This window comes from Cryptosporangium aurantiacum (assembly GCF_900143005.1).
GTDB classification, from domain to species: Bacteria; Actinomycetota; Actinomycetes; order Mycobacteriales; family Cryptosporangiaceae; genus Cryptosporangium; species Cryptosporangium aurantiacum.
This window is the reverse complement of record NZ_FRCS01000005.1, coordinates 361,365-385,191: the sequence shown is the minus strand read 5'-3', so window position 1 is coordinate 385,191 and position 23,827 is coordinate 361,365. Positions and strand designations below refer to the sequence as shown.

Sequence of the window (23,827 nt, the reverse complement as noted above, 5' to 3'; positions counted from 1 at the left end):
CCCGCTCATCTATGTCGGCGAAGGGGGCAGCGGGGTGTTGGATTACTTCTTCCCGAACCTGCTCATCGGTCTCCGCGAAGGACTGGAAGCCGCACTCGTCGTCAGCATTCTCGTCGCGTACCTGGTCAAGACCGACCGCCGTAACCGCCTCCCGGTCGTCTGGGCCGGCGTGGCCGCCGCGGTCGTGCTGTCTGTGGCCTTCGGCGCGCTGCTCACCTACGTCATCACCGGCCTGGACACGTTCAAGCAGCAGGAGCTCGCGGGCGGTTTCCTCTCGATCATCGCGGTCGGGCTCGTCACCTGGATGATCTTCTGGATGCGGCGGACGGCCCGTCACCTCAAGGCCGAGCTGACCGGCAAGCTGGAAGCCGCGATCGCCATGGGCGCCGGTGCGGTCGCGCTGATGGCGTTCCTCGCGGTGGCACGGGAGGGTCTCGAGACGACACTGTTCTTCTTCAGCGCAGCCCAGCAGGCCGACAGCCAACTCGGCCCGCTGCTGGGCTTCCTGGTCGGCATCGCGATCGCGGTCGCCCTGGCCTTCGCGCTCTACCAGGGCGCGGTCCGGATCAACCTCGGCACGTTCTTCACCTGGACCGGTGCGCTTCTGGTCGTCGTCGCCGCAGGCATCTTCTCGTACGGCATCCACGACCTGCAGGAAGCCGAGGTCCTACCCGGTCTGAACACGCTGGCGTTCGACGTCAGCGCCCAGATCCCGCCGGACAGCTGGTACGCCACGCTGCTCAAGGGCATCTTCAACTTCCAGCCGCAGACGACCGTGCTGCAGGCGATCGCGTGGACCGCGTATCTCGTCCCCGTGTTGACGTTTTTTCTCTGGCCCACCAGGGAGAGCGCCGCGCCCCCGGCCGCGCCCGAAGAGTCGGCGACGCGCGCCGGTATCTGAGCGCTCCTCGTCCGGCCGCAGGCCGGGCACCCGATTCCCCGTCGGCAGGCGCCCGATCGCGTGCCGGTACGAACAGGAGAACACCCCACATGCGGACTTCCAGACCCTCCACCGTGTTGGTCCTCGCGCTCGCAGGCGTCACGTTGCTCGGCGCGGCCGGATGCGGCTCCTCGGACGACGACGCGGGGGACGCGGGCGGGGGCCCCGTCGCGGTGGCCGCCACCGACACGACCTGCAAGCTCGACCGGACCGATCTCGACGCGGGCACCAACACGTTCGAGATCAAGAACACCGGCTCCAAGGTCACCGAGTTCTACGTGTACGCCGAGGGTGACCGCATCATGGGCGAGGTCGAGAACATCGGGCCCGGCCTGTCGCGCAAGCTGATCGTCGAGCTCCCCGCCGGCAGCTACGAGGGCGCGTGCAAGCCCGGTATGAAGGGCGACGGCATCCGCACGGCGCTGAAGGTGACCGGTGCGGCCGAATCGCTGTCCACCGACGATCAGCTCGCCGCGGCTGCCCAGAGTTACCAGCGGTACGTGAAGAGCCAGACCGGCGCGCTGATCACCAAGACCACCGAGTTCGTCAACGCGGTCAAGGCCAACGACATCGAGAAGGCCAAGACGCTGTTCCCGATCGCGCGGACGTACTGGGAGCGGATCGAGCCGGTCGCGGAGAGCTTCGGCGACCTCGACCCGAAGATCGACGCCAGGGAGAACGACGTCGAGCCGGGCACCGAGTGGACCGGTTACCACCGGATCGAGAAGGACCTCTGGATCACCAAGGACGTCTCCAAGGACGGCGCGCTCGCCGACCAGCTGCTGAAGGACGTCCAGGAGGTCGTCGACAAGGCGAACACCGTGCAGCTCTCGCCGCTGCAGCTGGCCAACGGTGCCAAGGAGCTGATGGACGAGGTCGCGACCGGCAAGATCACCGGCGAGGAGGACCGCTACTCGCACACCGACCTCTGGGACTTCCAGGCGAACGTGGAGGGCTCGAAGGCGGCGATCGCGGCACTGCGTCCGACGCTGGACGATCGGAACCCCGAACTGGCGAAGAAGCTCGACGCGCAGTTCGAGGCCGTGCAGAAGCTGCTCGACGCACAGGCGACCGACGATGGCTTCAAGCTCTACACCGAACTCACCCAGGCCGAGATCAGGCAGTTCGCGGCGGCGGTCGACGCGCTGAGCGAGCCGCTGAGCCAGGTGGCGGCGGTCGTCGCGCAGAAGTAGCCGAGCGAGGGCGCCCGGTGCGCCCCGGACCGAGGGAGGCTGAGCATGGCACGGACCACCGAGGACGGCACCGCGGCACCGGCCGAGGCTCCGCCGTCGCAGGCCACACCCGTCGAGGCCGGCCCGGGGCGCGGGTTCTCGCGGCGGCGGCTGCTGGGGGCCAGCGCCGCCGGTCTGGCGGGGTTGGGGGCTGCGGCGGCCGGCGGTTACGTCGTGGCGGACGCGCGGTCCGGGGCGGGTGCCGGCGGCGGTGACGCCGCCGCCGCCGTTCCGTTCCACGGTGCTCACCAGGCCGGCATCGTCACACCGGCGCAGGACCGGCTGCACTTCGTCAGCTTCGACATCACGACCACGAACCGCGCGGACCTGGTCGACCTGCTGCGCGAGTGGACGAAGGCCGCCGCGCGAATGACGGCGGGAGAGGCGGCCGGGGACACCGGCGCGGTGAACGGACCGATCGAGGCGCCGCCGGAGGACACCGGCGAGGCGCTCGGGCTGCCCGCGTCGCAGCTGACGTTGACGATCGGCTTCGGCCCGTCGATGTTCGACGCCCGGTTCGGCCTGGCGGCGAAACGCCCACCCGCGCTGGTCGACCTGCCCGCGTTCCCCGGCGACGCGCTGGACGAGGCGCGCTCCGGCGGTGACCTCGCGATCCAGGCGTGCGCGCACGACCCGCAAGTGGCGGTGCACGCGGTGCGGAACCTGGCTCGGATCGGCTTCGGCGCGGTGGCGGTGCGGTGGTCGCAGCTCGGCTTCGGCCGGACGTCGTCCACCTCACGGGACCAGGCCACCCCGCGAAACCTGTTCGGCTTCAAGGACGGCACCCGCAACCTCAAGGCCGAGGAGAAGACGCTGCTCGACGAGCAGCTCTGGGCCGCCGCGGGTGACGGAGCACCGTGGATGGCAGGCGGGTCGTACCTGGTCGCGCGCCGGATGCGGATGCACATCGAGACCTGGGATCGGACGCCGTTGTCCGAGCAGCAGGCGATCTTCGGCCGGTTCAAGGGCAGCGGCGCACCGACGACGAGCGAGAACGCCGACGGCAACGAGTTCGACGACTTCGAGTTCGACACGGTCACCGGGGCGTCCGAGCCGGTGATCGCGCTGGACGCGCACACCAGGCTGGCTCATCCGGACTTCAACGACGGGGCGCGGCTGCTACGGCGCGGGTACAACTTCGTGGACGGCTCCGACGGGCTCGGACGCCTGGACGCCGGCCTGTTCTTCCTGGCCTACCAGCGGGACCCGCGGAAACAGTTCATCCCGATCCAGCGGAACCTGGCCCGGACCGACGCGATGAACGAGTACGTGAAGCACGTCGGGAGTGCGGTGTTCGCCTGTCCGCCGGGTGTCACGAAGGACGGCTACTGGGGCGACACGCTGCTCTAAGGCTTCCAGGCGCCCTCGGCGGAAGGCGGCAGCGCGGGGGCGCCCAGTGCGACGATCGCGCGGCGGGCGGCGAGGCGCTCGGCTTCGCGTCGCCGACGCTCGGCGAGGACCGCGGTGAGGTAGGCCCACGGCGGCGTCCCCGGCGGGGGAGGGGGCGTCGTGCTGCGGTATACCTCATCGGCCAGTCGCCGCCCGAGCGAGACGCGGGCGTCGGCGCGCATGCCGTTGGCGCGGGTGAGGAACTGGCGGAGCGCCATCGCGAGGCCGTCGTCGATGCCGGCCAGGTCGAGGTCACGGGCCCAGTACGCCAGCTCCGGCGGCATGAAGATCGGCTGGCGGCTGAGGTCGGGCAGTCGCTCGACCAGGACGATCGTGCCCGCCGCGAGGTCGCCGAGCCGTTTGCCCCTGGCCGAGAACAGCATGCACGTCGAGCCGAAGATCCAGGTCAACGGCGGGAGCAGCAGACCGGGCCACTCGATCGCGGCGCCGATCAGCCCGCGGGTCAACGCGTGCCGGAACCGGATCGGACCGCCGTCGTCGCGGACCACCCGGAGCCCGAGCGCGAACTTCCCCGGGCTCCGGCCGCGGGTGAACGTCTCGAACGCGACCGGCCAGACCACGAACGTGAAAACCAGCATGAGGATCGACAGCGTGGCGGAGATCGCGAAGTTCGCGCGCACGCTGAACGCGCTGAGCAGGACGCTGAGCGACATCAGGATCAGGATCTGGATCGTCGCGTCGATCGCGATCGCGGTGGCCCGGGTGGCGAGCCGGGCGACCGGCAGCTCGAGCTCGACGGCCTCGCCGATGATCAGCCGCTGCCGATCCACTGCCTGAGTCACCCGGTTAGCGTCGCATACCGTCGCACGGCGCGCGTTAGCCGAGGGTGAAGCCGAGTTCGGTGGCCAGGACGTCGGCCAGGGCGATGGCTTGGTCGGTCGTGATCACGGCGCCGCGCAGCGTCTGCAGGCCCCTGGCGCCCGCCAGCCGTGACGTCCGCAGGTCGCACTTGCGCGCCGCGTCGGCGCCGAACTCGGCGCCGTTGAGGTCGCAGTCGTCGAAGACGACGCCGGAGAGGTCACCGCGCAGCGTGGTCCCGGAGAACGTGCAGTCCCGGAACACGACCGATCCCTTGCCCCGGCGCAGGAACAGGCTGCCGTCGTCCCAGCGGCACCCGCTGATCAGCACGTCCTCGACGAACGACCCGATCAGGCGCCAGCCGACCAGCCGCGAGTCGGTGATCGCCAGCCGCCGCGCCGAGACGCCCTCCCACCGCGCGCCCGCGAGGTCGGAGCGCTCGATCCGGACGTCGCTCACGTCGAGCGGCTCGAACCGGGTTCCGGAGAAGTCGGCGCCCTCGGCTCGGACGGTCGCGATCTCACCGCGGCCCGCGATACCGACGTACGAGCCGGTCAGCAGGTTGCGGTAGAGGTCGATCTCGTCGTCGAGCGGGCCGTCGAACGGCTCGAGGAGGTCGTCGTCCAACTGCGGCGGGCGAGGGGCGGTCCCGGTCGGTGGCACCCGAGAACCGTAACTCACACGCGGGTGACGATGCCCGGCCACAATGGGCCGGTGAGCGTTCCCACGACCGGGCCGGGGCGCCGCAGTCGTCCCCGCCCCACCTGGGCCGAGCTACCCGATTCCGTGCGCGACGGGGTCGAGCGTGCGCTCGGCGCCCGGGTCGTCTCGGCACAGAGCGCGCCGCTCGGGCTGACCCCCGGGCTGGCGTCCCGGATCGAGCTGGACGACGGGCGGCGTGCGTTCCTGAAGGCGGCAGGCGTCCACCGAGGCGCCGACACGGTGGCGAAGCTGCGCCGCGAGGCGCAGGTGATGGACGCGCTGCCGCCGGGCGCCCTGGCTCCGCGCTTGCTCGGCGTTTACGACGACGGGCGTTGGGCGGCGGTGGCCTGCACGGACGTCGGCGGCCGCCCGCCCGCGTCGCCGTGGACGCGACCGGAGCTCGACCGGGTGCTGGCCGCGCTCTCCGCCTGCGTCGTGGCCACGACCCCGAGCCCGCTGCCCGGCCCGCGGTTCGTCGCCGACTGGGCCGACGACCTGACCAGTTGGCGTCGGCTGGCCCGCGACCCGTCGGCGCCGGCCGCGTTGCGTGCGGTGCTGCCCGCCGACCTCGATTGGGTGCCGCGTGACCTCGACCGTCTGGCGCGGCTGGAGGCCGGGTGGTCGGTCCGCGCGGACGGGGACACGCTGCTCCACGGCGACCTGAGGGCGGACAACATCCTGCTCACCGACGAGCAGGTCTGGTTCGTCGACTGGCCGTCGGCCTGCGTCGGCGCGCCCTGGCTCGACCTGCTGTTCCTGCTGCCGGGCGCTGCGGTGACGCCCGGCGCGGTCGACCCGGAGGACGTCGTCCGCACCCACCCGCTGACCAGGGACGTCGCACCGGAGACGATCACCGCGACGGTGGCTGCGATCGCGGGCTTCCTGCTCACGGTCAGCCTCGAACCGCCACCGTGGTACGCGCCGGAGGTCCGTCTGTTCCAGCGCGCCGAGGCGGCTGCGGCCCTCCGCTGGCTCGCTCGGCGCCGCTAGTTGCAGGACCGTTGCGGTCGGCCGGGGTTCTCTCTGGTCCACCGGGCGGCAACCGATAGACATGGCATGACCACGGACCTCAGACACGGGCTGCTCCAGCGGCCGGGAACGTTGCTGTTGTTCGTCCTGCTGGCCGATACATACGCATACTTTGTCTCGGATGCGGGTAGCTCCGCCGTAGGGCTGTTGGTCTATCTGCTGCAGGCTTTCCTGCTCTACCGGGTCTGGCGCGGTGCCAACTTGGTGCCGGTGATGCTCCTGCTCGTGATCGCCGGCTACGAGGCCTACTGCGTCAAGCAGGTGGTGGACGCCGGTATCGGCGGTGACCACCGCACTTGGGTGCTCGCCCACGTGTTCGCGATCATGGTCACGGTCGCGGTCCTGTTCAGTGCCCCGGTCCGGCAGCGGCGGGCGCCGCTGCGCGGGGTGCGCCGGATCGGATCAGAGTGATCTCCGCCACCTCCGTGCCACGGCGGCGCTATCGGCGGTCGTTCGGTGCCACCCGGGCGTCCTGCGGTGATGACCAGCCGGACGAACCGGTGACGGCGAACGGCTGAGCCGGTTCGACCTGCCGACGGACCGGGACGGCATACCGCCAGATCATCAAACTCTGTAACGTTCTTGTTGCTCGACCGCGAACACCACGTGTCAACCAGGTGGCCCGCAGGTCGACGCAAGGGAGTGGTTCCATCCGCAGCCGGCTACCGCCGGACGAGCCCCCCGAAATCCGGCCATGGCGTCGCTGGCGACGCCCGCTGCCCCGTGCCTGTTGCGCCCTACGCGCTGCGGGCCGGCCGGGATGCCCACCACGAGCGACGTCGCGTTGGAGACTGTCATGACCGCCGGTCCCTGGGACCAGCCTGCCCTGTTGCCTGTCCGTAGCCGTCGCGAGCGTGGAGCGGATCCCGCTACCGGCCGAGTGAGCGGGGCAACCGACACCATCGACGCACTCGGCGTAGCGGACGCCGCGATCCCGCCCGCGGCGAGAATCGTCCGCAGGGCCGCGCGCCGGTCCTACGACGTCGCCGACCTCGCGATGGGCGCCGCTGACGTCCTGCGCAGCAATGACATCGGCACGATGGTCACTGCCGCGCCCGCGCTCTACCCGCACATGTGGAGCTGGGACGCCGCGTTCATCTCGATCGGCCTCGCGCACCTCGGTGTCGAGCGCGCCGGGCAGGAGATCCGGACGCTGCTCGCCGCCCAGTGGGCCGACGGCATGATCCCGCACATCGTCTACGGCGACCGGGGCGGTTACTTTCCCGGCCCCGGGCGCTGGGGCACCGCCGAGCTGTCCGCGTCCGCGCCGCAGGCGCCGCTGACGTCCGGCATCTGCCAGCCGCCGGTGCACGCGATCGCGGTCGGCCGGATCCTCGACGTCGCCCGCCGCGGCACCGACGCCGACCGTGCCGCGGGCGAGCAGCTGGTTCGCGACTCGTGGGCCGCGCTCTACCGTTGGCACGCCTGGCTGGCGCAGTACCGCGACCCGGACGGCACCGGCCTGATCGCGGTCGTGCACGGCTGGGAGTCCGGAATGGACAACTCGCCCCGCTGGGACGGTCCGTACTCGGCCGTCATCCCCGGCCCGGACCTGCCGTCGTACGTCCGCCTCGACCGCGAGCTGGTCCGGGACGGTGCCGAGCGACCGACCGATCTCGAGTACGACCGGTACCTCTGGCTGATCGAGGAGATGCGCCGGGCGTCCTACGACCCGGTGAAGGTGTACGAGACGTGCAGCTTCCTGGTCGCCGACGTGTTCGTCAGCGCGATCTTCGCGGTCGCCTCGGACGTGCTCGCCGACCTCGGCGACGAGTTCGGTGCGCCGGCCGAGCACGTGGCCGACCTGCGGAGGTGGGCGGCGCGGTCGCGTGCGGCGGTCGCTGCCTCGCGTTCGCCCGAGACCGGCCTCGCGCGGGACTACGACCGACGTGCCGGGGCTTGGATCGACGTCGAAACCCTCGCCGGTTTCGCGCCGTTGATCTGTGGCGGTCTTGATGCGGACGCCGAGCGCGCACTGATCGAGACGCTGCACGGGCCGCACTGGGCCGGTCACCCGGACCTCGTCGCGAAGGTGCCGCCGACGGTTTCTCCGGACTCGGTGGGTTTCAAGTCGCGCGAGTACTGGCGCGGGCCGCAGTGGCCGGTGGTCTCCTGGCTGTTCGGGTGGGCGCACGCCCGTCACGGCCACACCGCACAAGCCGAGGCGCTCCGGGCGGAGACGCTCTCGCTGGTCGGCGACGGCGCGTTCTCCGAGTACTACGAGCCGGTGACCGGCGAGGCCCTAGGTTCCCGCCGCCAGTCCTGGACCGCCGCGGTCATCCTCGACTGGTGCACGGCCCGCTGAGAACGACGCTCAGCGGGCTCCAGGTTCGGACAACTGCGATGGCTTCGCCATCGTGGGATGGGAACTGCACGGCAGCCGAGCCGGGTTGGCGTGGCGTGCGTCTACAGAAGCATGGACGTAGCTAGCCGCCTCTACGCCCCTGATCCGACGAACCAACCGTCCGACACGCTCACCACGTACCTGCCGCCCGGATGGATGACGATCCGGGTCGCCCACCAGCGCTGGCTGATCTACGGCCCGCACCCGGACCGCGGACCCTCGCGCGGTTCCGCGGTGCTGGTCGGCGAGCTCACCTGGTTGCACTCCGACGAGTGGCGGGTGCTGCCGGTCGGTGAGATCCTCCCCTGGGACCGGACCTTCCCCAACGTCCTCGCCGCCCTCGACCCGCTGATGACCTGGTGGAACCTCCGCCGCCGCCGCGCCGCGAGCTAGCCGGGTCAGTCCCACCAGAAGTACCAGAATTGCGAACGATGAGAGCTGTACTGGACGTACGTTCGAGACTGGACTTCTGACCTGCGATGCGAGTGATGGTTGATGGTGGTCGTCGGTGGTGCTGGGTGGACGTCCGGCGGCCTGACGACGGCCTGGCGTCGGCGTGATCGGTATACATCTTGGCCAGGCGCCACCAGCTTTGGGAATTGCCTGAAGTGCTACAGGTGGTGCTGGTCTAGTAGGCCAAGCTGCTGAGAGTTAGTCCGGATGCGGTTTGGGCTCGGCTCGCTGACTTGTGCTGGCCGTATCTTCGGGCATAGAACGGGCACGACTGTTACCTGGATGTTCGATCCCGGGGGCGGGCCAAAAGATGTGGCTTCGTCGCCACTCCTCGACTTCTGACCGTTTAGCTGTTTTGGTCAGCCAAGAATGAAAGTCTGAGATATCACGAGAGAGTTTATTATCGAGTGGTAATAACTGTCGCTCGAATGCTTGGACGTACCACCAGTCGAATATCTCGCCGAAGAGTGGAGGTATTTCTTTCCGGATGACTCGCCGGTGTTGGACTACGATCCAAAGTCGTTGGTAGAAGAGAATTATTTTCCAAATATCATGCAGTTCCGGGGTTCCAATGTACTTGTCTGTCAGCTCGCGCAGTGATTTTTCGGGATGTTTCTCTAGAAGCCGACCTGCGGAGTACCGTACTTCGACCATGTCTGCACTGTTGAATTCACGGTGTAGGTCGAGAGTGAAGTAGAGTTTTTGCTGGTGGCGACTAATGAGCCATGTGAGGCTGGCGCCCACTAATGTTCCGAATAGTGCGGAAGAGACGGTAACCCAGACGTTCATTCGCGCTCCCTTCTGGTCGGCAAAGTCTTCGCCTATTCATTCTCTGGCTAGACGCAGCCCAGCGGGACGATTTCCCATCGCGTCTGCCGTCGACCCGCCCGCAGGGGAGCGGGCCGACGGCCCGGCGCGCCACCTGTCAACGCATGCTTGACACTGCCCGCTGGAGGCTGGCGCGCCGGGGTGGCGGTCTGCTCGGGTCTCCCGGGTCGTCGGTAGACGGGATCGCCCTGCCAGAGATCCCCGCCGGAGGCAGATCTTCGTCTTTGCTCTCGGCGGCCCTGGGTTCCGCACCCAGCCGAGCGGTGCCGGCCGGGCGTCAGCAGGAGGCCGGCGCCGCGTCCCTCGGCGGCGGGTGCGGCGGCCCGCTCAGGGCCGCCCTTGAAGACGTATAGAAAGTTCTCACAGCTTCTGACCTGCACGGCTTCTGGATGAGCCCCTGAATTCAGGTGCCGACTTGGGTTTACTCAGTCCTGTCAGGCGCCACAATGGGAGCGTGTCAGATGAGCCCGTGGCGCCCGATCCAGGGGCGGAGTGGTGGACTACCGCCGACGTAGCGGCGTACCTCGGTGTGCAGTCAGCCACCGTGACGAACTACCGGAAGCGCGAGCAGATGCCTGCACCGGACAAGACGGTCGGACGCACTCACGTATGGAGCCCGAGCCGAATCGTGGAGTGGCATGACTCGCGTCCTCGGCCGGGCATTGGTGGACGGCCGTCTAGTGGGTCTGGCCGTGGTCAGGCGACAGAGACTGCGCGAAGCTCTTCGAGGTAGTCGGCTGCTGCCTGCGTGCCCTGGTAGCGAGTCCGCATAAGCGTGGCGAGCTCTCGGCTGCACATCACGAGCGAAGGCAACGACTTGCGTTCGCCCCGCAGCGCTCGTCGCCCGTAGTTGACCGCCGACTCGACGTCGCCATCCCGGGCAGCGGCCACTCCGAGAGTGATCTCGGCTTCCGCCACGCGCATGGGCTTCCGGTGCGTTCCATCGACGTTTGTCGAGTTCCGGATGACCTCGTCGGCGTACATCGTGGCCAGCCGATCCTCGCCAACGATGCGGTAGCAGTCCATCGCGTAGAAGTCGAACTTGGACGGATCTACAACGAAGTGGTGATCGGTGTCCTCGGGCTCGGGCATCACTTCGAGGAGGGAGCGGCCCCGATCGAGCGCCAGCTCCATCTGTCGCCGGTCGCCCATCCTTGCCCACGCCTTCGCCTGCTGTGCTGCCAGTTGGACGGTCACGCCTGAGTGTTCTGCCACGGCTCGACCGGCCTGGGCTGCCGCAACCGCGCCCTCGTAGTTTCCCTGCGTGAGGGCGTACCAGGCGCGCATTTCTTGCGCCCACCCGATCACCTCGGAGTTGTCGGCTTCTTCTCCGAGGGAGAGAGCGGCCTTGCGAGTTACCTCGGCTTGGCCACGCTTGCCCATGTCGTACTCGACGCAGCCGAGCAGTAGAGCAACCTGACCGGCGAGAGATAGGACCTCCTGGTGCTGAGCGAGGGTCAGCCGACCGTCCAGTAGTCGGGTGATCCGGCTGAGCCAGGATCGACCTTCCACCTGCAGCTGCGGTGATGCGGCATGAGGGTACTCGCAGCACAAACGATCGGCCGTAATCCGTAGAGCATCCAGCGTGGCGGGGGAGACGTCGGACGCGCGAATGCGAGCGAGGATTTCGACTGTGTCCATACCCGTGACGGCGATAACGCTTTCTTCGGTCTGCCTGCGGTTTTCGGTCGGGAAAAGCGCCGCTGTAACGGTGCCGAATGACTTCGCGATCAGCTTCATGTGCAGGTCGTCAGGCTTCACCTCGCCCGCCTCCCACCGTTTCCAGTAACGGCGAAGGCTCTCGTTTCCTACGAGTGGCTTGTCGGAGTGAGCACGCATAGCGCGTATGGCATCGGCCTGACTCCAATTCCTGGCCAGGCGCTCTGCTCGGATCCTGCGAGCCCAGAGGGGTCGTTCGTCGTCTCGCGTCACGTCGCCTCCCATGTGTCAAGTATCCGTGTCGAACGGGGTGACAGGGAGGGGACAGAGTCCTGTCCCCCTGCTGACACCTGTTACTTGTCCCCGAGCCGCGCGATGGTTGACCCGGCGCCATAGGCGTCCAGCAACAGCGAGTCAAGCACTGCGAAACTCGTTGCTGCTGAGTACCATCTGAGATGGTACTCGCTACCGAAAGGTGGCCCCAGCGGGCTGGTCCCCCGCTGAGGCCGGTGCATCGATCTACTCCTGCGAAGGGATCCAACGATGCCTGTTCAGCGTATCCCTGTCCCTGCTCACGGCACTGTCTCTGCCGGAACCGTTCCGGTGACTGAGGTTCGCACGCATCCCTCAACGCAACCGAACACTCGGTCCACCTCAACCGGCCTTCTGGAGCGGCGGCCTGCCGCACCCACCGTGCCCGTCAACGAGCGTCCTACGCACACCCCCACCGCATCGCCCACCTACGTTTTCGCCGCACCCACCATCGCACCGGCTGACACCAAGCCTCCTCGGCTCAACATGGCCGGGTTCTGCCTCTACTGCTCCGAGCGAAACTGCGAGGCTCCGTCCTGCACGCTCGCGTACGAACGATCCACGTGGATCGTCTGCACCTCCTGCGGGGGCGCGGGCTACCAGGACGACGGATCGTCTTGCGACTGCGTGTCCGGGCTTCGCCCCGGACGACCGGCGAGCAGCGCCACAGCTCCGGCCGACTACGAACAAGCCCTCTCCATGGCGCTTCGTCCGGAACGCCTGGGCCGCCGGTACTGGCTGCTCTACCTCGAACTGCGCGAACGCCACGAGCGCGAGATTGACGACTTCCTCTGCGAGGTCGAGGAAGACAAGCGCGCCGAACAGAAGCGGCGCGGCACCCGCCTGCGCTGGGACTTCAAAGGGCTCCGTGACGCCCAAGGACTGACTCAGCTGGCCCTGGTTAAGCGCATGCTGCAGCTGGCCGCCGAACGCGGCATCAGCATGCCGGACGAAGACAACCTGAAGGTCTACGTCTCCCGCTGGGAGAACAAGCACACCCGTCCGACCCGGCCGGAGTACATCGAGCTGCTGGAAGCGATCCTGCTTCCCGACGCCTCGGCACCCCGGCCTGCCCTGCGGGCCGTCCCGGCGGAGTGACCGCCGTGACCACCTCAACCCTGTTCCGCCCGGTCGCTACCCGACCGGTCCAGGTGGTGTCCTTCGGCACCACGATCACCCGGCTCCGCCGCCGTAGCGGCATGAGCCAGATCGCCTGCGCGGAACTGGTCGGCCGGACTCCGGACTGGCTGTCCAAGGTCGAAAACGACCGCATCCCCGTCGATCGTCTGACGGTTCTCAAGGAACTCGCTCGCGTCCTGGACGTGGACGTCTTCCAGCTCATCGAGGCGGCGCTATGACCGCCCGGCCCACGGCCTACCGGCCGTACCAGTGGCGCGAACACCGGCTGTCCCGAGGCTGGGAACCGGACGAGTTCATCGCGCACCTGCGCACCGAAGCAGCCCGGCTCGGGCTGACGCTGCCGCATACCTGGCAGCTGCTCCACGCGGTCTTCCTCTGGGAGAACCACCGCGAGCCGGTCCCGGTCTGCTGGGACCGGCTGATCCACCGCGTCTTCGACACCCCGGCCGAGCGTCAGGCGGCCTGAGTGACCCTCGAAGCGCAGCACCACACCGCACCACGGCGGCCGGTCCCGGGCTCACACCCGGGGCTGGTCCCCGCCTCAATTCAGCGTCAAGGAGCCGTTGACACCCGAACGCCGTTCACGGTTCCTGGCTCCACCCGGCTTCCCAAGTCGGCCACGAGGGCGGAGCACGCGTTTCAGCGGGCCTCGGAACCGGAGTACGACGCGTGGATCAGCCACGTCCGCCCGGCCGCTGCCTGCTCCCACCCGGTCCGGCTGGCCGGAGAGGTCGCGACCTTCGACACCCGCACCGGTGCACTCCTGTCCTCCGTGCAGACAGCCGATCTGCCCGACGGCGAGATCTACAAGCCCTGCGGCAACCGCCGAACCGAGGTCTGCCCGTCCTGCGCGGAGACCTACCGTGGCGACGCCTACCAGCTCATCCGTACCGGCCTCGTCGGCGGACGCGGCGTCCCCGAGTCGGTCAACCGGCACCCGGCCGTGTTCCTCACCCTGACCGCTCCGAGCTTCGGCCTGGTCCACACCCGGCGAACCGGCAAGGACAACCGCGCTCTGCGGTGCCGCCCCCGACGCATCCCGGAGCTGTGCCCGCACGGGGTCGACCTGCGCTGCGACCGCATCCACGATGCCGACGAGCGCGCGCTCGGCCTGCCCCTGTGCCTGGACTGCTACGACCACGACCACCAGGTCGTCTGGAACCACCACGCGTCTGAGCTGTGGCGGCGTACGACGATCGCGCTCAACCGCGAACTCCGCCGGATCGCCCGGTCCCGGGGGATCTCCCCGCGGCTGATCCGCCTCGCGTACGGCAAGGTCGCTGAGTTCCAGCGGCGCGGCGTGGTCCACTTCCACGTCATTGTGCGCCTGGACGGTGTCGACCCGCTCGACAAGGACGCGATCCTTCCCCCGCCGGCCGAACTTGGCCTCACCGATCTAGCCGGCGGAATCGCGCACGCCCACCACGTAGCCGGCCTTTTCACCGAACCCCACCCGGCCAACCCCAACGGGTGGCCCATCGCCTGGGGCGAACAAGTCGACGCCCGGCCTCTGCGTCTGGACGGTGGGGACGCGATCACGGACGGCATGGTCGCCGGGTACCTGGCCAAGTACGCCACCAAGAGCACCGAGACGACCGGGCACCTGTCCCGGCGGCTGACCACGGACACGATCGACCTGCATGCCGACCCGGCCGGAACCCACGTCGAACGCCTCGTCGACGCCTGCTGGACCCTCGGCGGTCCACGGGGCTGGGGACTGCTGCGTCGGTGGGCGCACATGCTCGGCTTCGGCGGTCACTTCCTCACCAAATCCCGCCGCTACTCCGTGACGTTCCGCGTGCTCCGTGAACGCCGCATCATCTGGGCACGCACACAGGCGGCCGAGCTCGCCGACGAGCACCAGCTGGAGACCACGCTCGTCGTCGGCCTCCTCCAGTACGCCGGATCGGGCTGGCGCACTACCGGTGACGCGATGCTCGCCAACACCGCTGCCGCTCAAGCCCGTGAGTACGCCCGGATCGCCCGAGAGGAGATCGCCCACGAAGATGCCGCCACCTCGGCCTGACCGGAAGGAGTACCCACATGACCAGCATCGATCCCACCGCAGAACGACTGTGGACTATCCAGGACGTGTCCACCTACCTGGGTGTTCCCGTCGAGACCCTGCGCTGGTGGCGCAAGAACAAGGCCGGACCTCCCTGCCGTAAGGCCGGACGTCACCTCCGCTACAACCCAGCCGACGTCCGGGCCTGGTTCGACGAGCAGGCGGCCTGACATGGGACACATTGAGGACCGCTGGTACCAGCCCCAGCGCGACGAGAACGGCAAGCCGGTTCTCAGCGATAGGGGCAAGCCCGTCATGGAACCGACGTTGCTGCACGGACGGGGGATGCGTTACCGCGTTCGCTACATCGCGCCGGACGGACGGGAACGCAGCAAGTCGTTTCCCGATCGTGAGAAGAGGGCCGCTGAAGCATTCCTAGTCACCACCGAGACGAGCAAGCTGCATGGCGCCTACGTCGATCCGCGCGCAGGCCGGATCACCTTCCGGAGCTACGCCGACGGCTGGCTAGCGGACCAGACCTTCGAGGAGACCACCCGGGAATCAGTCGAGCAGCGATTCCGCACCCACCTGCACCCGTACTTCGGTGACCGCTCCCTCGTGCAGATCGAGCCGTCCACCGTGCGGGCGTGGGATCGGGGACTCCAGACGAAGAAGGTCGCCCCGGCTTACCGCCGAGTGTTGTTCGCGCTGCTGTCCACCGTCCTGTCGGCGGCGGTAGACGACGAACGGATCGTGAAGAACCCCTGCTCGGCGAAGTCGGTGAAATCGCCGAAGGTCCCGGTCCGTCGGATCGTTCCGTGGCCCGTTGAGCAGGTCATCGCGATGCGAGCTGCCCTGCCCGAGCGGTACCGGATCGCGGTGGATCTGGCAGCTGGTTGCGGGCTACGGCAGGGAGAGGTCTTCGGGCTCGGCGTCGACCAGGTCGACTTCCTCCGGGGCGTCATCCATGTCGTGAGGGCCGTCCGCACCATCCGGGGCAAGCTCGCCTACGGGCCGCCGAAAGGCGACAAGGTCCGGGACGTCCCGTTGCCCGACAGCGTTGCCGAACGGCTGGCCGCGCACATCGTTCGCTGTCCGCCACTCGATGTCACGATGCCCTGGCGCACCCTCGACGGTGACCCGCTGACCGTTCCTCTCCTCCTGCACACCCGGGAGTTCCGGGCATGCAACCGGAACCACTTCAACCGGCACGTCTGGGCCAACGCTCGAACCAAGATCGGCGTGGCTGCCGACTACCACAACGGCATGCATGCGCTCCGGCATTTCTACGCCTCGGTGCTGCTCGACGCCGGGGAGAGCATCAAGGCCCTCTCGGAGTACCTCGGTCACGCCGACCCCGGTTTCACGCTCCGTACCTACACGCATCTCATGCCCGCGAGCGAAGCCCGGACGCGGGCCGCTGTCGACAAGGTGTTCCAGGCCGGTGAGTTGCCCGGTGACGGCCTAGCGACGGCCTGAGCACGAACGCGATGAAGAAACCCCAGGTCAGGGCGCTAGTCCCACCAGAAGTACCAGCTGGGGCTGCGGACCTGGCCGGCGGCGAGCGCGGGTAAGGAACCCACCCCCTGGTCGACCGCGTCCGGGCAGTACGCGTACTGCTCGATCGCACTCTCCGCGGCCGCCCGGGGATCCATCGGCGGCGTCGGCACCAGCAGTTCGAGCATGTCGAACGAGAGCGTCACCAGCTGCGCGCCATGCATGTCGTGCCACCGCTTGAGGATCGCGACGTGGTCCGCGGCGTCCACGTCGCAGTTCACCGCGCCCTGCCAGGACAGCAGCCCGGGCACCTCGTAGCCTGCCCTGGCGGGAATGAGCGCCACCAGGGTCTCCTGCTTGTCCCAGACGAATTCTGGCTCCGGGCTCGGCTGGACGTCGAGATCCGGGTTCAGGAAGACCTCTTCGACGGACATCGTGTCCTGGGCGGCGGCCAGCTCCGCGAGGCGGCGGCCGGCGTCCAAGGCCAGGCCGCGCTCGACGGCGGTCGGGTCGCAGTCGTTCTCGGCCATGAACGCGAGGTCAGCGGTTTCGTCGCCGGGGCCGACCAGGAACGGGTAGAGGCCGGTGCGCTCGTGGAGCCGGCGCAGGCGTAGCCAGTGGTCGAAGCCCTCGCCGGTATCGACGGGGTACGACCACACCGGTACCCCCGTCCCGGTGCGGAACAGCAGGTCGAGTCCAGGGAGTGCGACGCCGAGCCGGACGAATACGTCCTGCGGGTTGCCCCCTCGATCCGAGAACGAACTGACAGCGGCCACCTCGCCAGTCTCTCAGGCCGGATGGCATGTCGGCAGGCTAGGGCGGCCACGGACTGTCCCGCCCCGTCCCGCGTGTGAGCTCGGGGCCGTGCGGCAACATCCCTTCCCATGAGTTCTGTCGCTGCCCACCCGCAGCTTTCTCGATTCCGACGGCGTGTCCGGTGACCGCGGCCGCACTCGTCGCGGTTCTGGTCTTCCTCGCCGCAAACGCGGTCTTCGTCGCGGCGGAATTCTCGCTCACCAGCGTTGATCGGCCCCGCGTCCAGCGGCTCGCGGACAGCGGCAACGACCGGGCCGCGGGGGTGCTGGCGGCGCTCCGGTCGCTCTCGTTCCAGCTGTCGGGCTCGCAGCTGGGGATCACGGTTTCCTCGCTGGTACTCGGTTACCTCGCCGAGCCCTCGATCGGGCGCCTGCTCGACCCGGCGTTCGAGGCCGCGGGGCTGTCGGAGAGCGTCGCGAACACGGCGTCCTATGTGGTGGCCCTCATCCTGGCGACGGCGGTCCAAACGGTGTTCGGCGAGCTGGTGCCGAAGAACGCCGCGGTCGCCGAGCCACTGCGGACCGCGTACGTCGTCGCGCCGATCCAGCGGGCGTTCAGCTCCGCGTGCAAGCCGCTCATCCTGCTGCTGAACGGTTCCGCGAACTGGGTGATCCGCAAACTGGGCATCGAACCGCAGGATGAACTCGGTGCCGGCCGGTCCCGGGCGGAGCTGGGCAGCCTCATCCGGGCGTCGGCGGAGCAGGGCGCGCTGGCGGAAGGCACGGCCCGGTTGGTTCGCCGCTCGCTCGCGTTCGACGACCGCACGGTGGCCGACGTGCTCACCCCGCGCACCAAGGTACGAGCCCTGGCGGCGCACAGCTCGGTCGCGGATCTGGCCACCCAGTCCCGCCGCACCGGCTTCTCGCGCTTTCCCGTGTTCGAGCACCAGCTCGACAACCTGCTGGGCGTCGTCCATGTGAAGGCTGTTTTTCGTTTTCCGGACGAGGAGCGGGCCCGCACGTCGATCCGGGAGGTGATCGAGCCGCTCGGCGTTCTGCCGGAGACCCTGGAGCTGGACGAGGCGCTCGGGCAGCTCCGCCGGGAGCCGCTGCAGATGTCCGCGGTCATCGACGAGTACGGCGGGCTGGCCGGCGTGGTGACGCTGGAGGACCTGATCGAGGAGCTGGTCGGCGAGGTGCGGGACGAGCACGACCGCCCGCCGGAGCCCGACATCGTTCCGCTCGGCCGCGACGAGTGGCGGGTCTCCGGGCTGCTGCGTGACGACGCGGCTGCGACGCGCCTCTGCTTCAACGTGCCGTCCGGGCCGTACGAGACGCTGGCCGGGCTGTTCCTCGACCGCGCGGGCAAGGTCCCCGAGGTCGGCGACGCGGTCAGGGTCGAGGACGCGATCGACCCCGCCGAGTGGGAGCTGACCGTCGAGCAGATGGACGCCCACCGGATCGCGTCGATGCGCCTGGTCCGGACCGAGCTCGAGCCGAGGGATGAGTAACCATGGACCTCGGCTTCGTACTGCTGGCGTTCGTCCTGCTGCTGGGCAACGCGTTCTTCGTCGGCGCTGAGTTCGCGCTGGTCACCACCCGCCGGGATCAGCTCGAACCGCGAGTCGCGCGCGGCTCCCGAGCGGCGAGGACCGCGCTGTACGGCGTGGAGCACCTCTCGCTGATGCTCGCCGGTGCGCAGCTGGGCATCTCGCTCTGCTCGCTCGGGCTCGGTGCGGTCGGCGAGCCCGCGGTCGCGCACCTGATCGAGGGGCCGCTGAAGCTGGTCCACGTCCCCGAGGGCCTGCTGCACCCGATCGCGTTCGTGCTCGCGCTGACGATCGTCTCGTACCTGCACCTGGTGCTCGGCGAGCTGGTGCCGAAGAACATCTCGCTGGCGGGACCGGTGCGGGCCGCGCTGCTTCTCGGCCCGCCGATGGTCACCTGGTGCCGGATCACCAAACCGGCCGTGGTCAGCCTGAACGCCACCGCGAACGGCATCCTGCGGCTGTTCGGCATCACCCCCCGGGACGACCTGAACACGGTCTACACCGGCGAGGAGATGACCGAGCTGGTCGCGGAGTCACGCGCCGAGGGGTTCCTGGACGCCGACGCGGAGCGGCGTCTGACCCGCGCGCTCTCCACCGAGGCCCGCACCGCCGGTGACGTGGCCCTGGCCGGCGACGGGCTCCAGGTCGTGCCGGACGGTGCGACCGTGCGCGAGGTCGAGCGGCTGGTGGCGTCGTCGGGGTACTCGCGGTTCCCGGTCCGGGGACCCGACGGTTTCAGCGGCTACGTGCACGCGAAGGACCTGTTGGAAGCCTCCCCGGACGAACTGGACGGGCCGCTGCCGGCGCGGTTGATCCGCACGATGCCGGACGTCGAGCACGACGCGCCGCTCGCCGACGCGGTCGAGGTCCTAAGGCGGAGCGGGGCACATCTCGGGCTGGTGACCGAGTCCCACGGGGTGGCCGTCGTCGCGCTGGAGGACCTGCTCGAGGAACTGGTGGGTCAACTGAACGAGACCCCGCCGATCTCCGACCGGAGCGCTCCTGGTTTGGCAGCGGCTCCGAACGGCGACTGAGGAGGCAGGACATCCGGCCGCGGACCATGGTCGGCCGGACGTCATCCACCGCACAGCAACACCACGGAGGCCAACGATGACGAGCACGGTGAGCGGGGCCAGTAACACTGCGCGCCGCGCCGCCCGCAGCGACACGATCACTCGCATCGGCCGCGTCGGATTGATCGCGTACGGGGTGGTGAACCTGCTCATCGCGTTCCTGGCGATCAAGGTGGCGACCGGCGAGTCGGGCGGCGAAGAGGCCAACAAGAACGGCGCGCTGAGCCAGGTCGCGGAGACCCCGTTCGGTCAGGCGCTGCTCTGGATCATCACGATCGGGCTGGTCGCGCTGACGGTCTGGCAGATCGCCGAGGCGATCTGGGGCCACGCCTCGGCCGGTGACCGCCGGACGATCAAGCGGCTGACCAGCGCAGGCGAGGCGGCCCTGTTCGGCTTCCTCGCGTTCACCGCGGGCAAGTTCGCGATGGGCACCCCGCAGCACGGCAGCAAGACCGAGTCGTTGACCGGCAAGCTGCTCGAGCAGCCGTTCGGCCGCGCGCTGGTCGTGGTGCTGGGTCTGGCGATCATCGGTATCGCGGCGTTCGTCGTCCGGCGCGGCTGGGCGAAGCGGTTCCGCGACGACCTCGACCTCTCGCACGCCGACGCCCGGGCGCGGCGCACCGCCGAGCGTCTCGGCCAGGTGGGTTACATGGCGGTCGGCGTCGCGTACGGCGTCGTCGGTGCTCTGGTCGTGACCGCGGCGGTCACGTTCGACAAGGAGAAGGCGTCCGGCCTCGACGGCGCGATGAAGACGATCTCCGATCAGCCGTACGGTGCGCTGCTGCTCTGGCTCGTGGCGCTGGGCTTCATCTGCTACGGCGTCTACTGCTTCTTCGACGCTCGGTACCGGAAGAGCTAACCGGTAGCCGGCGACGCGTACACAACGACATTCGCCTCGTACGACTGGGTTTCCCGGTCGTACGGGGCGGTGCACGTTATGAGCACGAGCCGTTCGGGAACCCCCTGCGCGAACACGTCACCGGGGAGCGTGGCCTTCTTGTAGACCCGGCGGGCCGCGACCCGGTAGGCCCGACGTCCGGACGTGCTGTCGACCCAGATCAAGTCGCCGACCGAGAGCGATCCGATCTTGTAGAGCGCCCCACGGCCGCGCTCCCGGTCGTCCACATGACCGGCGAGGATCACCGAGCCGAACCCGGCCCCCGGCCCCGCACCCGCCGACCACCAGCCGACCCGGCGTGGGTCGTCGGGCAGGGTTAGCCCGCCGACCGGGTCGAGTTTCTCCGACTCGACGGTCGCGTCGACGCCGAGCACCGGGATCACCAGCCGCTTGGGACGGGCGACGTCGGGGGCGGGCGGCACCGTGAGCGACGGCGCAGGCGACCGGGTCGAGGCACGGGTGGTGGGTGCCCGTGACGGCTTGCGCGACGGCGCCGTGGGCGCGGTCGCGGCGGCAGCCCGTGGGCTCTCGCCAGGGACGACACCCACCTCGCTGGGTAATTCCGGGCCGGGCGGAGGCGTCAGCGCGTAGATCGCGGCGGCGGCCAGGCAGACGACGCCGCTGGCCAGACCGGTGTACGCCGGCCAACGGCTGGAGCGGTTCGGGGTGGGGATCCGGAACTTACGACGGCTCGGCAGGAGGAACCGCCGAGCCGGGACTGGCCCGTCGTTCATGCCTCGGAGTGTCCACTCTCACCGCGGACGGCCACGAGGCGGCGTCGCCAGAGCCACGCCGACCCGAGCAGGAACGCCAGCCCGGCCACGGTCAGCGTCGCGGCGATCACCGGCCGGTCGCCGGACGAGATGCCGCGCCCACCGTCGACCTGACCCGGCGCCGCACCCAGCCCGGGCGCGGAGTCGTCGAGCAACTGGGCGTGCTGGGCGACGACCGGTGAGGTCTGCCGGGCGAGCTGTTTCACCTCGCCGTTCTGGCCGCCGGTCAGCTCGGCCTCCACCAGCCGCCGGAGCGACGCCTGGGCCTGACGCTGCGTGGTGACCCAGAGCCCGTCGAACGCCGCGCCGCTGGTCTGCTCGTAGCGGCTGAGCATCGCCTGCTGGGTGGCGTCCGGGCGGGCGGGCAGATCGACGCCGAGCTTCTTCGCGACCGGCCGGAGCGCGTTGTCCAGCCGGGAGTGATCAGCGATCCAGCGGTTCGCCATGTCCCGCGTCTCGGCTTCGGTGGCCTTGCGGATCGCGATCCGGCCCGCGGCGATCGCGGTGAGATGAGCCTGGTGCGCGCCGCGAAGGAAAGATTGGTCCTGCGCGTTCACGCCGGGCGCTGGTGCGGCGGTGGCCGGCGTGCGGAGCCCGCCGACGATCAGGACGACGACGACGGAGAGCAACGCCGCTAAGCGGCCACCGGTGGAAACGACCCTCAGCCGCATGGCATCGTCCTTCCGGGCTCACGCCTGGTCCACCGAGAAGGTACCGGATACCTCCCAGTGACCCTACCGCTGCGTTGGGTTCAACACGCTGTGTGTTACCCGCGCTCTTCGGTCCATACGCGTCCCGGTCGTGCTTACGGCCTACGATCGGCGGGTGGCCGTGACCGAACCGTTGTCTCCGTCGTCTCCCGTGGATCTCGCCGAGACGCCGGGCGCTCGACCGTCCTTGCGCCGCCGGCTCACCACCGGGCTGCCGACCGACCGCGTGTCGTCATGGCTGTGGACCGGGTCGGTCGCACTGCTCGCGCTGGTGTTGCGGCTGGTCGGCCTGTCCACACCGGGCGACAAGATCTTCGACGAGGTCTACTACGCCAAGGAGGCCCACGACCTCCTGCAGTTCGGCGTCGAGCGGGACAAGGAAGGCACCGGCCCCGGTTACGTCGTCCATCCGCCGCTCGGCAAGTGGCTGATCGCGGGGGGCGAGCAGGTCTTCGGTTACAACGCGCTCGGCTGGCGGATCTCCGCAGCGGTGATCGGCGCACTCTCGGTGTTGCTGCTCGCCCGAATCGCGCGGCGCCTGTTCGGGTCGACGCTGCTCGGTTGTATCGCGGGTCTGCTGCTCGCCCTCGACGGCCTGCACTTCGTGATGAGCCGGGTCGCGCTCCTCGACATCTACCTGATGTTCTTCCTGCTGCTGGCGTTCGCCTTCGCGCTGCTCGACCGGGATTCGACCCGCGCCTGGCTGTTGCGCCGAGCCGAAGCCGGCGAGGACCTAGCGGCCGGAATCGGCTACCGGGTGCCCTGGTGGCGGTTCGCGACCGCGGTGAGCGCGGGGTGCGCGCTCGGCGTCAAGTGGAGCGCGAGCTGGTACATCATCGCGCTCGCCGGGCTGACGTTCTGGTGGACGGTGCAGGCCAGGCGCAGCGCGGGTGTGCGGCGTCCGATCCGGGACGCGCTGGCACGGGAGACCGGCTGGCTGGTCCTCTCCGGCGTCGTCATCCTCGCCGTTTATCTGTCGACGTGGACCGGGTGGTTCCTGTCCGACGACGGCTGGAACCGCGACGGCAACCCGTGGCCAGGGCCGTGGTTCCTGCCGTCGGCGCTCGGAAATCTGTGGGAGTACCACGTCCACGCGTACGACTTCCACACCGGACTGCACGCCAAGCACGACTACCAGTCCACGCCGTGGAGCTGGCTGCTCCTCGGCCGTCCGGTCGCGTACTACTACTCGAGCGACCCGGGATGCGGCACCGACAACTGCTCGGCCGAGGTGCTCGCGCTCGGCACGCCGCTGCTGTGGTGGTCGTTCATCCCGGCGCTGGTGATGGTCACGTGGCGCTGGCTGGCGCGGCGTGACTGGCGGGCGGGGACGATCCTGCTGATGAGCATCGGCGCAGGCATCCTGCCGTGGACGCTCTACCCGACCCGCACGATGTTCTACTTCTACACGCTGCCCGCGCTGCCGTTCCTGGTGCTCGCGGTGACGCTGGCGCTGGGCATGGTGCTCGGGCCGGGGCTACGGCGGGACGCCGATCCGCTGATACCGGCGACCGACGTGGTGGCCGACCGCGACCGAAGGCTGGTCGGTGCGGTCGCGGTCGCGGCCTACGTCCTGGTGATCGCGGCGACGTTCGCGTACTTCTATCCGATCTACACCGGTGAACAGATGACGTACGACAACTGGCACTCCCGGATGTGGTTCGACTCCTGGATCTGAGGGCCGGACGCGTGACGGGTGACGCGCCACCGCCCGCACGC

Annotated in this window: 24 protein-coding genes; 17 read left to right on the top strand and 7 right to left on the bottom strand. The window is 69.2% G+C overall.

All coding sequences use genetic code 11. The annotated features are described in order from the left end of the window. The first annotated feature begins 34 nt into the window (after window positions 1–34). From efeU to efeB, 3 genes are all read left to right on the top strand, one after another. On the top strand, window positions 35–901 hold the full coding sequence (efeU, locus tag BUB75_RS19450; protein WP_218617638.1) for an iron uptake transporter permease EfeU: 867 nt from the start codon (window positions 35–37) through the stop codon (window positions 899–901). A gap of 89 nt (window positions 902–990) precedes the next feature. Further along, a complete protein-coding gene (efeO, locus tag BUB75_RS19445) occupies window positions 991–2,133 on the top strand; it encodes an iron uptake system protein EfeO (protein WP_073258951.1) in 1,143 nt (380 codons plus the stop codon). Window positions 2,134–2,178: 45 nt separating this feature from the next. Further along, a complete protein-coding gene (gene efeB / locus BUB75_RS19440) occupies window positions 2,179–3,522 on the top strand; it encodes an iron uptake transporter deferrochelatase/peroxidase subunit (protein WP_084741490.1) in 1,344 nt (447 codons plus the stop codon). Here the strand turns inward: efeB and BUB75_RS19435 are convergent. Together BUB75_RS19435 and BUB75_RS19430 are read right to left on the bottom strand one after the other, a co-directional pair. Beyond that, on the bottom strand, window positions 3,519–4,364 hold the full coding sequence (locus tag BUB75_RS19435) for an RDD family protein (protein ID WP_073258950.1): 846 nt from the start codon (window positions 4,362–4,364) through the stop codon (window positions 3,519–3,521). The two genes, efeB and BUB75_RS19435, sit on opposite strands and share 4 nt — an antisense overlap. A gap of 34 nt (window positions 4,365–4,398) precedes the next feature. Then, entirely contained in the window at window positions 4,399–5,043 is a 645-nt protein-coding gene (locus BUB75_RS19430; protein WP_073258949.1) for a pentapeptide repeat-containing protein, read from the bottom strand. Window positions 5,044–5,094: 51 nt separating this feature from the next. Here BUB75_RS19430 and BUB75_RS19425 point away from each other — a divergent pair, with 51 nt between their 5' ends. The 4 genes from BUB75_RS19425 (at window position 5,095) to BUB75_RS19410 (ending at window position 8,848) form a co-directional block, all read left to right on the top strand. Further along, the gene (locus tag BUB75_RS19425) at window positions 5,095–6,072 is read left to right on the top strand and encodes an aminoglycoside phosphotransferase family protein (protein ID WP_143175303.1); all 978 of its coding nucleotides are present in this window, start codon (window positions 5,095–5,097) and stop codon (window positions 6,070–6,072) included. Window positions 6,073–6,138: 66 nt separating this feature from the next. Then, window positions 6,139–6,522, top strand: a complete 384-nt coding sequence (locus BUB75_RS19420) for a hypothetical protein (protein WP_073258948.1) — start codon at window positions 6,139–6,141, stop codon at window positions 6,520–6,522. A 538-nt stretch (window positions 6,523–7,060) separates the two neighbouring features. Then, window positions 7,061–8,416, top strand: coding sequence for a glucosylglycerate hydrolase (ggh, locus tag BUB75_RS19415; RefSeq protein ID WP_425430892.1), 1,356 nt, complete (start codon window positions 7,061–7,063; stop codon window positions 8,414–8,416). Window positions 8,417–8,527: 111 nt separating this feature from the next. Next, entirely contained in the window at window positions 8,528–8,848 is a 321-nt protein-coding gene (locus BUB75_RS19410) for a hypothetical protein (protein ID WP_073258947.1), read from the top strand. A gap of 258 nt (window positions 8,849–9,106) precedes the next feature. On the opposite strand, the gene BUB75_RS45310 is transcribed toward BUB75_RS19410, so the two are convergent. After that, window positions 9,107–9,697: a hypothetical protein gene (locus BUB75_RS45310; protein WP_143175302.1), complete on the bottom strand. Its 591-nt coding sequence runs from the start codon at window positions 9,695–9,697 to the stop codon at window positions 9,107–9,109. Between the two features lie 735 nt (window positions 9,698–10,432). Continuing rightward, window positions 10,433–11,680 carry an NsdA family TPR-like regulatory protein gene (locus tag BUB75_RS19400; RefSeq protein ID WP_483863804.1) on the bottom strand — a complete coding sequence of 416 codons (1,248 nt, stop codon included), beginning with the start codon at window positions 11,678–11,680 and terminating at the stop codon, window positions 10,433–10,435. 726 nt (window positions 11,681–12,406) lie between these two features. Between BUB75_RS19400 and BUB75_RS19395 the strand changes: the two genes are divergently transcribed. The 6 genes from BUB75_RS19395 to BUB75_RS19370 all read left to right on the top strand — a co-directional run bounded on the left by BUB75_RS19395 (window position 12,407) and on the right by BUB75_RS19370 (window position 16,331). Continuing rightward, window positions 12,407–12,805: a hypothetical protein gene (locus BUB75_RS19395; protein WP_073258944.1), complete on the top strand. Its 399-nt coding sequence runs from the start codon at window positions 12,407–12,409 to the stop codon at window positions 12,803–12,805. Window positions 12,806–12,810: 5 nt separating this feature from the next. Next, complete coding sequence (locus tag BUB75_RS47160; RefSeq protein ID WP_218617635.1) at window positions 12,811–13,065, top strand: helix-turn-helix domain-containing protein; 255 nt, start codon at window positions 12,811–12,813, stop codon at window positions 13,063–13,065. After that, window positions 13,062–13,313 carry a hypothetical protein gene (locus BUB75_RS19385; protein WP_073258942.1) on the top strand — a complete coding sequence of 84 codons (252 nt, stop codon included), beginning with the start codon at window positions 13,062–13,064 and terminating at the stop codon, window positions 13,311–13,313. The genes BUB75_RS47160 and BUB75_RS19385 overlap by 4 nt, the downstream gene beginning before the upstream one ends. A gap of 78 nt (window positions 13,314–13,391) precedes the next feature. After that, the gene (locus BUB75_RS19380) at window positions 13,392–14,873 is read left to right on the top strand and encodes a replication initiator (RefSeq protein ID WP_425430891.1); all 1,482 of its coding nucleotides are present in this window, start codon (window positions 13,392–13,394) and stop codon (window positions 14,871–14,873) included. Between the two features lie 17 nt (window positions 14,874–14,890). Continuing rightward, window positions 14,891–15,082: a helix-turn-helix domain-containing protein gene (locus tag BUB75_RS19375; RefSeq protein WP_073258941.1), complete on the top strand. Its 192-nt coding sequence runs from the start codon at window positions 14,891–14,893 to the stop codon at window positions 15,080–15,082. A gap of 1 nt (window position 15,083) precedes the next feature. Beyond that, window positions 15,084–16,331, top strand: a complete 1,248-nt coding sequence (locus BUB75_RS19370) for a tyrosine-type recombinase/integrase (protein WP_073258940.1) — start codon at window positions 15,084–15,086, stop codon at window positions 16,329–16,331. A gap of 35 nt (window positions 16,332–16,366) precedes the next feature. Here the strand turns inward: BUB75_RS19370 and BUB75_RS19365 are convergent, their stop codons facing one another. Continuing rightward, entirely contained in the window at window positions 16,367–17,125 is a 759-nt protein-coding gene (locus BUB75_RS19365; protein ID WP_084741486.1) for a DUF4253 domain-containing protein, read from the bottom strand. Window positions 17,126–17,286: 161 nt separating this feature from the next. Between BUB75_RS19365 and BUB75_RS19360 the strand changes: the two genes are divergently transcribed. The 3 genes from BUB75_RS19360 (at window position 17,287) to BUB75_RS19350 (ending at window position 20,586) form a co-directional block, all read left to right on the top strand. Continuing rightward, window positions 17,287–18,615, top strand: coding sequence for a hemolysin family protein (locus tag BUB75_RS19360; RefSeq protein WP_178379918.1), 1,329 nt, complete (start codon window positions 17,287–17,289; stop codon window positions 18,613–18,615). A gap of 2 nt (window positions 18,616–18,617) precedes the next feature. Further along, window positions 18,618–19,688: a hemolysin family protein gene (locus BUB75_RS19355; RefSeq protein WP_073258939.1), complete on the top strand. Its 1,071-nt coding sequence runs from the start codon at window positions 18,618–18,620 to the stop codon at window positions 19,686–19,688. Window positions 19,689–19,764: 76 nt separating this feature from the next. Next, window positions 19,765–20,586: a DUF1206 domain-containing protein gene (locus tag BUB75_RS19350; RefSeq protein WP_073258938.1), complete on the top strand. Its 822-nt coding sequence runs from the start codon at window positions 19,765–19,767 to the stop codon at window positions 20,584–20,586. Here the strand turns inward: BUB75_RS19350 and BUB75_RS19345 are convergent. Continuing rightward, complete coding sequence (locus BUB75_RS19345) at window positions 20,583–21,359, bottom strand: class F sortase (RefSeq protein ID WP_073258937.1); 777 nt, start codon at window positions 21,357–21,359, stop codon at window positions 20,583–20,585. The genes BUB75_RS19350 and BUB75_RS19345 overlap by 4 nt on opposite strands. Continuing rightward, on the bottom strand, window positions 21,356–22,069 hold the full coding sequence (locus BUB75_RS19340; RefSeq protein WP_073258936.1) for a DUF4142 domain-containing protein: 714 nt from the start codon (window positions 22,067–22,069) through the stop codon (window positions 21,356–21,358). The genes BUB75_RS19345 and BUB75_RS19340 overlap by 4 nt, the downstream gene beginning before the upstream one ends. Window positions 22,070–22,223: 154 nt before the next feature. Here BUB75_RS19340 and BUB75_RS19335 point away from each other — a divergent pair, with 154 nt between their 5' ends. Then, a complete protein-coding gene (locus BUB75_RS19335) occupies window positions 22,224–23,786 on the top strand; it encodes a dolichyl-phosphate-mannose--protein mannosyltransferase (RefSeq protein ID WP_218617633.1) in 1,563 nt (520 codons plus the stop codon). Window positions 23,787–23,827: the final 41 nt, after the last annotated feature.

What these genes read in the sequence shown, in the direction of transcription:
- BUB75_RS19340 (WP_073258936.1), bottom strand. Translation starts at nt 22,069, where the DNA reads ATGCGGCTGAGGGTCGTTTCCACCGGTGGCCGCTTAGCGGCGTTGCTC.
- efeB (WP_084741490.1), top strand. Translation starts at nt 2,179, where the DNA reads ATGGCACGGACCACCGAGGACGGCACCGCGGCACCGGCCGAGGCTCCG.
- efeO (WP_073258951.1), top strand. Translation starts at nt 991, where the DNA reads ATGCGGACTTCCAGACCCTCCACCGTGTTGGTCCTCGCGCTCGCAGGC.
- BUB75_RS19345 (WP_073258937.1), bottom strand. Translation starts at nt 21,359, where the DNA reads ATGAACGACGGGCCAGTCCCGGCTCGGCGGTTCCTCCTGCCGAGCCGT.
- BUB75_RS45310 (WP_143175302.1), bottom strand. Translation starts at nt 9,697, where the DNA reads ATGAACGTCTGGGTTACCGTCTCTTCCGCACTATTCGGAACATTAGTG.
- BUB75_RS19400 (WP_483863804.1), bottom strand. Translation starts at nt 11,680, where the DNA reads ATGGGAGGCGACGTGACGCGAGACGACGAACGACCCCTCTGGGCTCGC.
- BUB75_RS19410 (WP_073258947.1), top strand. Translation starts at nt 8,528, where the DNA reads ATGGACGTAGCTAGCCGCCTCTACGCCCCTGATCCGACGAACCAACCG.
- BUB75_RS19355 (WP_073258939.1), top strand. Translation starts at nt 18,618, where the DNA reads ATGGACCTCGGCTTCGTACTGCTGGCGTTCGTCCTGCTGCTGGGCAAC.
- BUB75_RS19375 (WP_073258941.1), top strand. Translation starts at nt 14,891, where the DNA reads ATGACCAGCATCGATCCCACCGCAGAACGACTGTGGACTATCCAGGAC.
- BUB75_RS19350 (WP_073258938.1), top strand. Translation starts at nt 19,765, where the DNA reads ATGACGAGCACGGTGAGCGGGGCCAGTAACACTGCGCGCCGCGCCGCC.
- BUB75_RS19420 (WP_073258948.1), top strand. Translation starts at nt 6,139, where the DNA reads ATGACCACGGACCTCAGACACGGGCTGCTCCAGCGGCCGGGAACGTTG.
- BUB75_RS19385 (WP_073258942.1), top strand. Translation starts at nt 13,062, where the DNA reads ATGACCGCCCGGCCCACGGCCTACCGGCCGTACCAGTGGCGCGAACAC.
- BUB75_RS19395 (WP_073258944.1), top strand. Translation starts at nt 12,407, where the DNA reads ATGGCGCTTCGTCCGGAACGCCTGGGCCGCCGGTACTGGCTGCTCTAC.
- BUB75_RS19370 (WP_073258940.1), top strand. Translation starts at nt 15,084, where the DNA reads ATGGGACACATTGAGGACCGCTGGTACCAGCCCCAGCGCGACGAGAAC.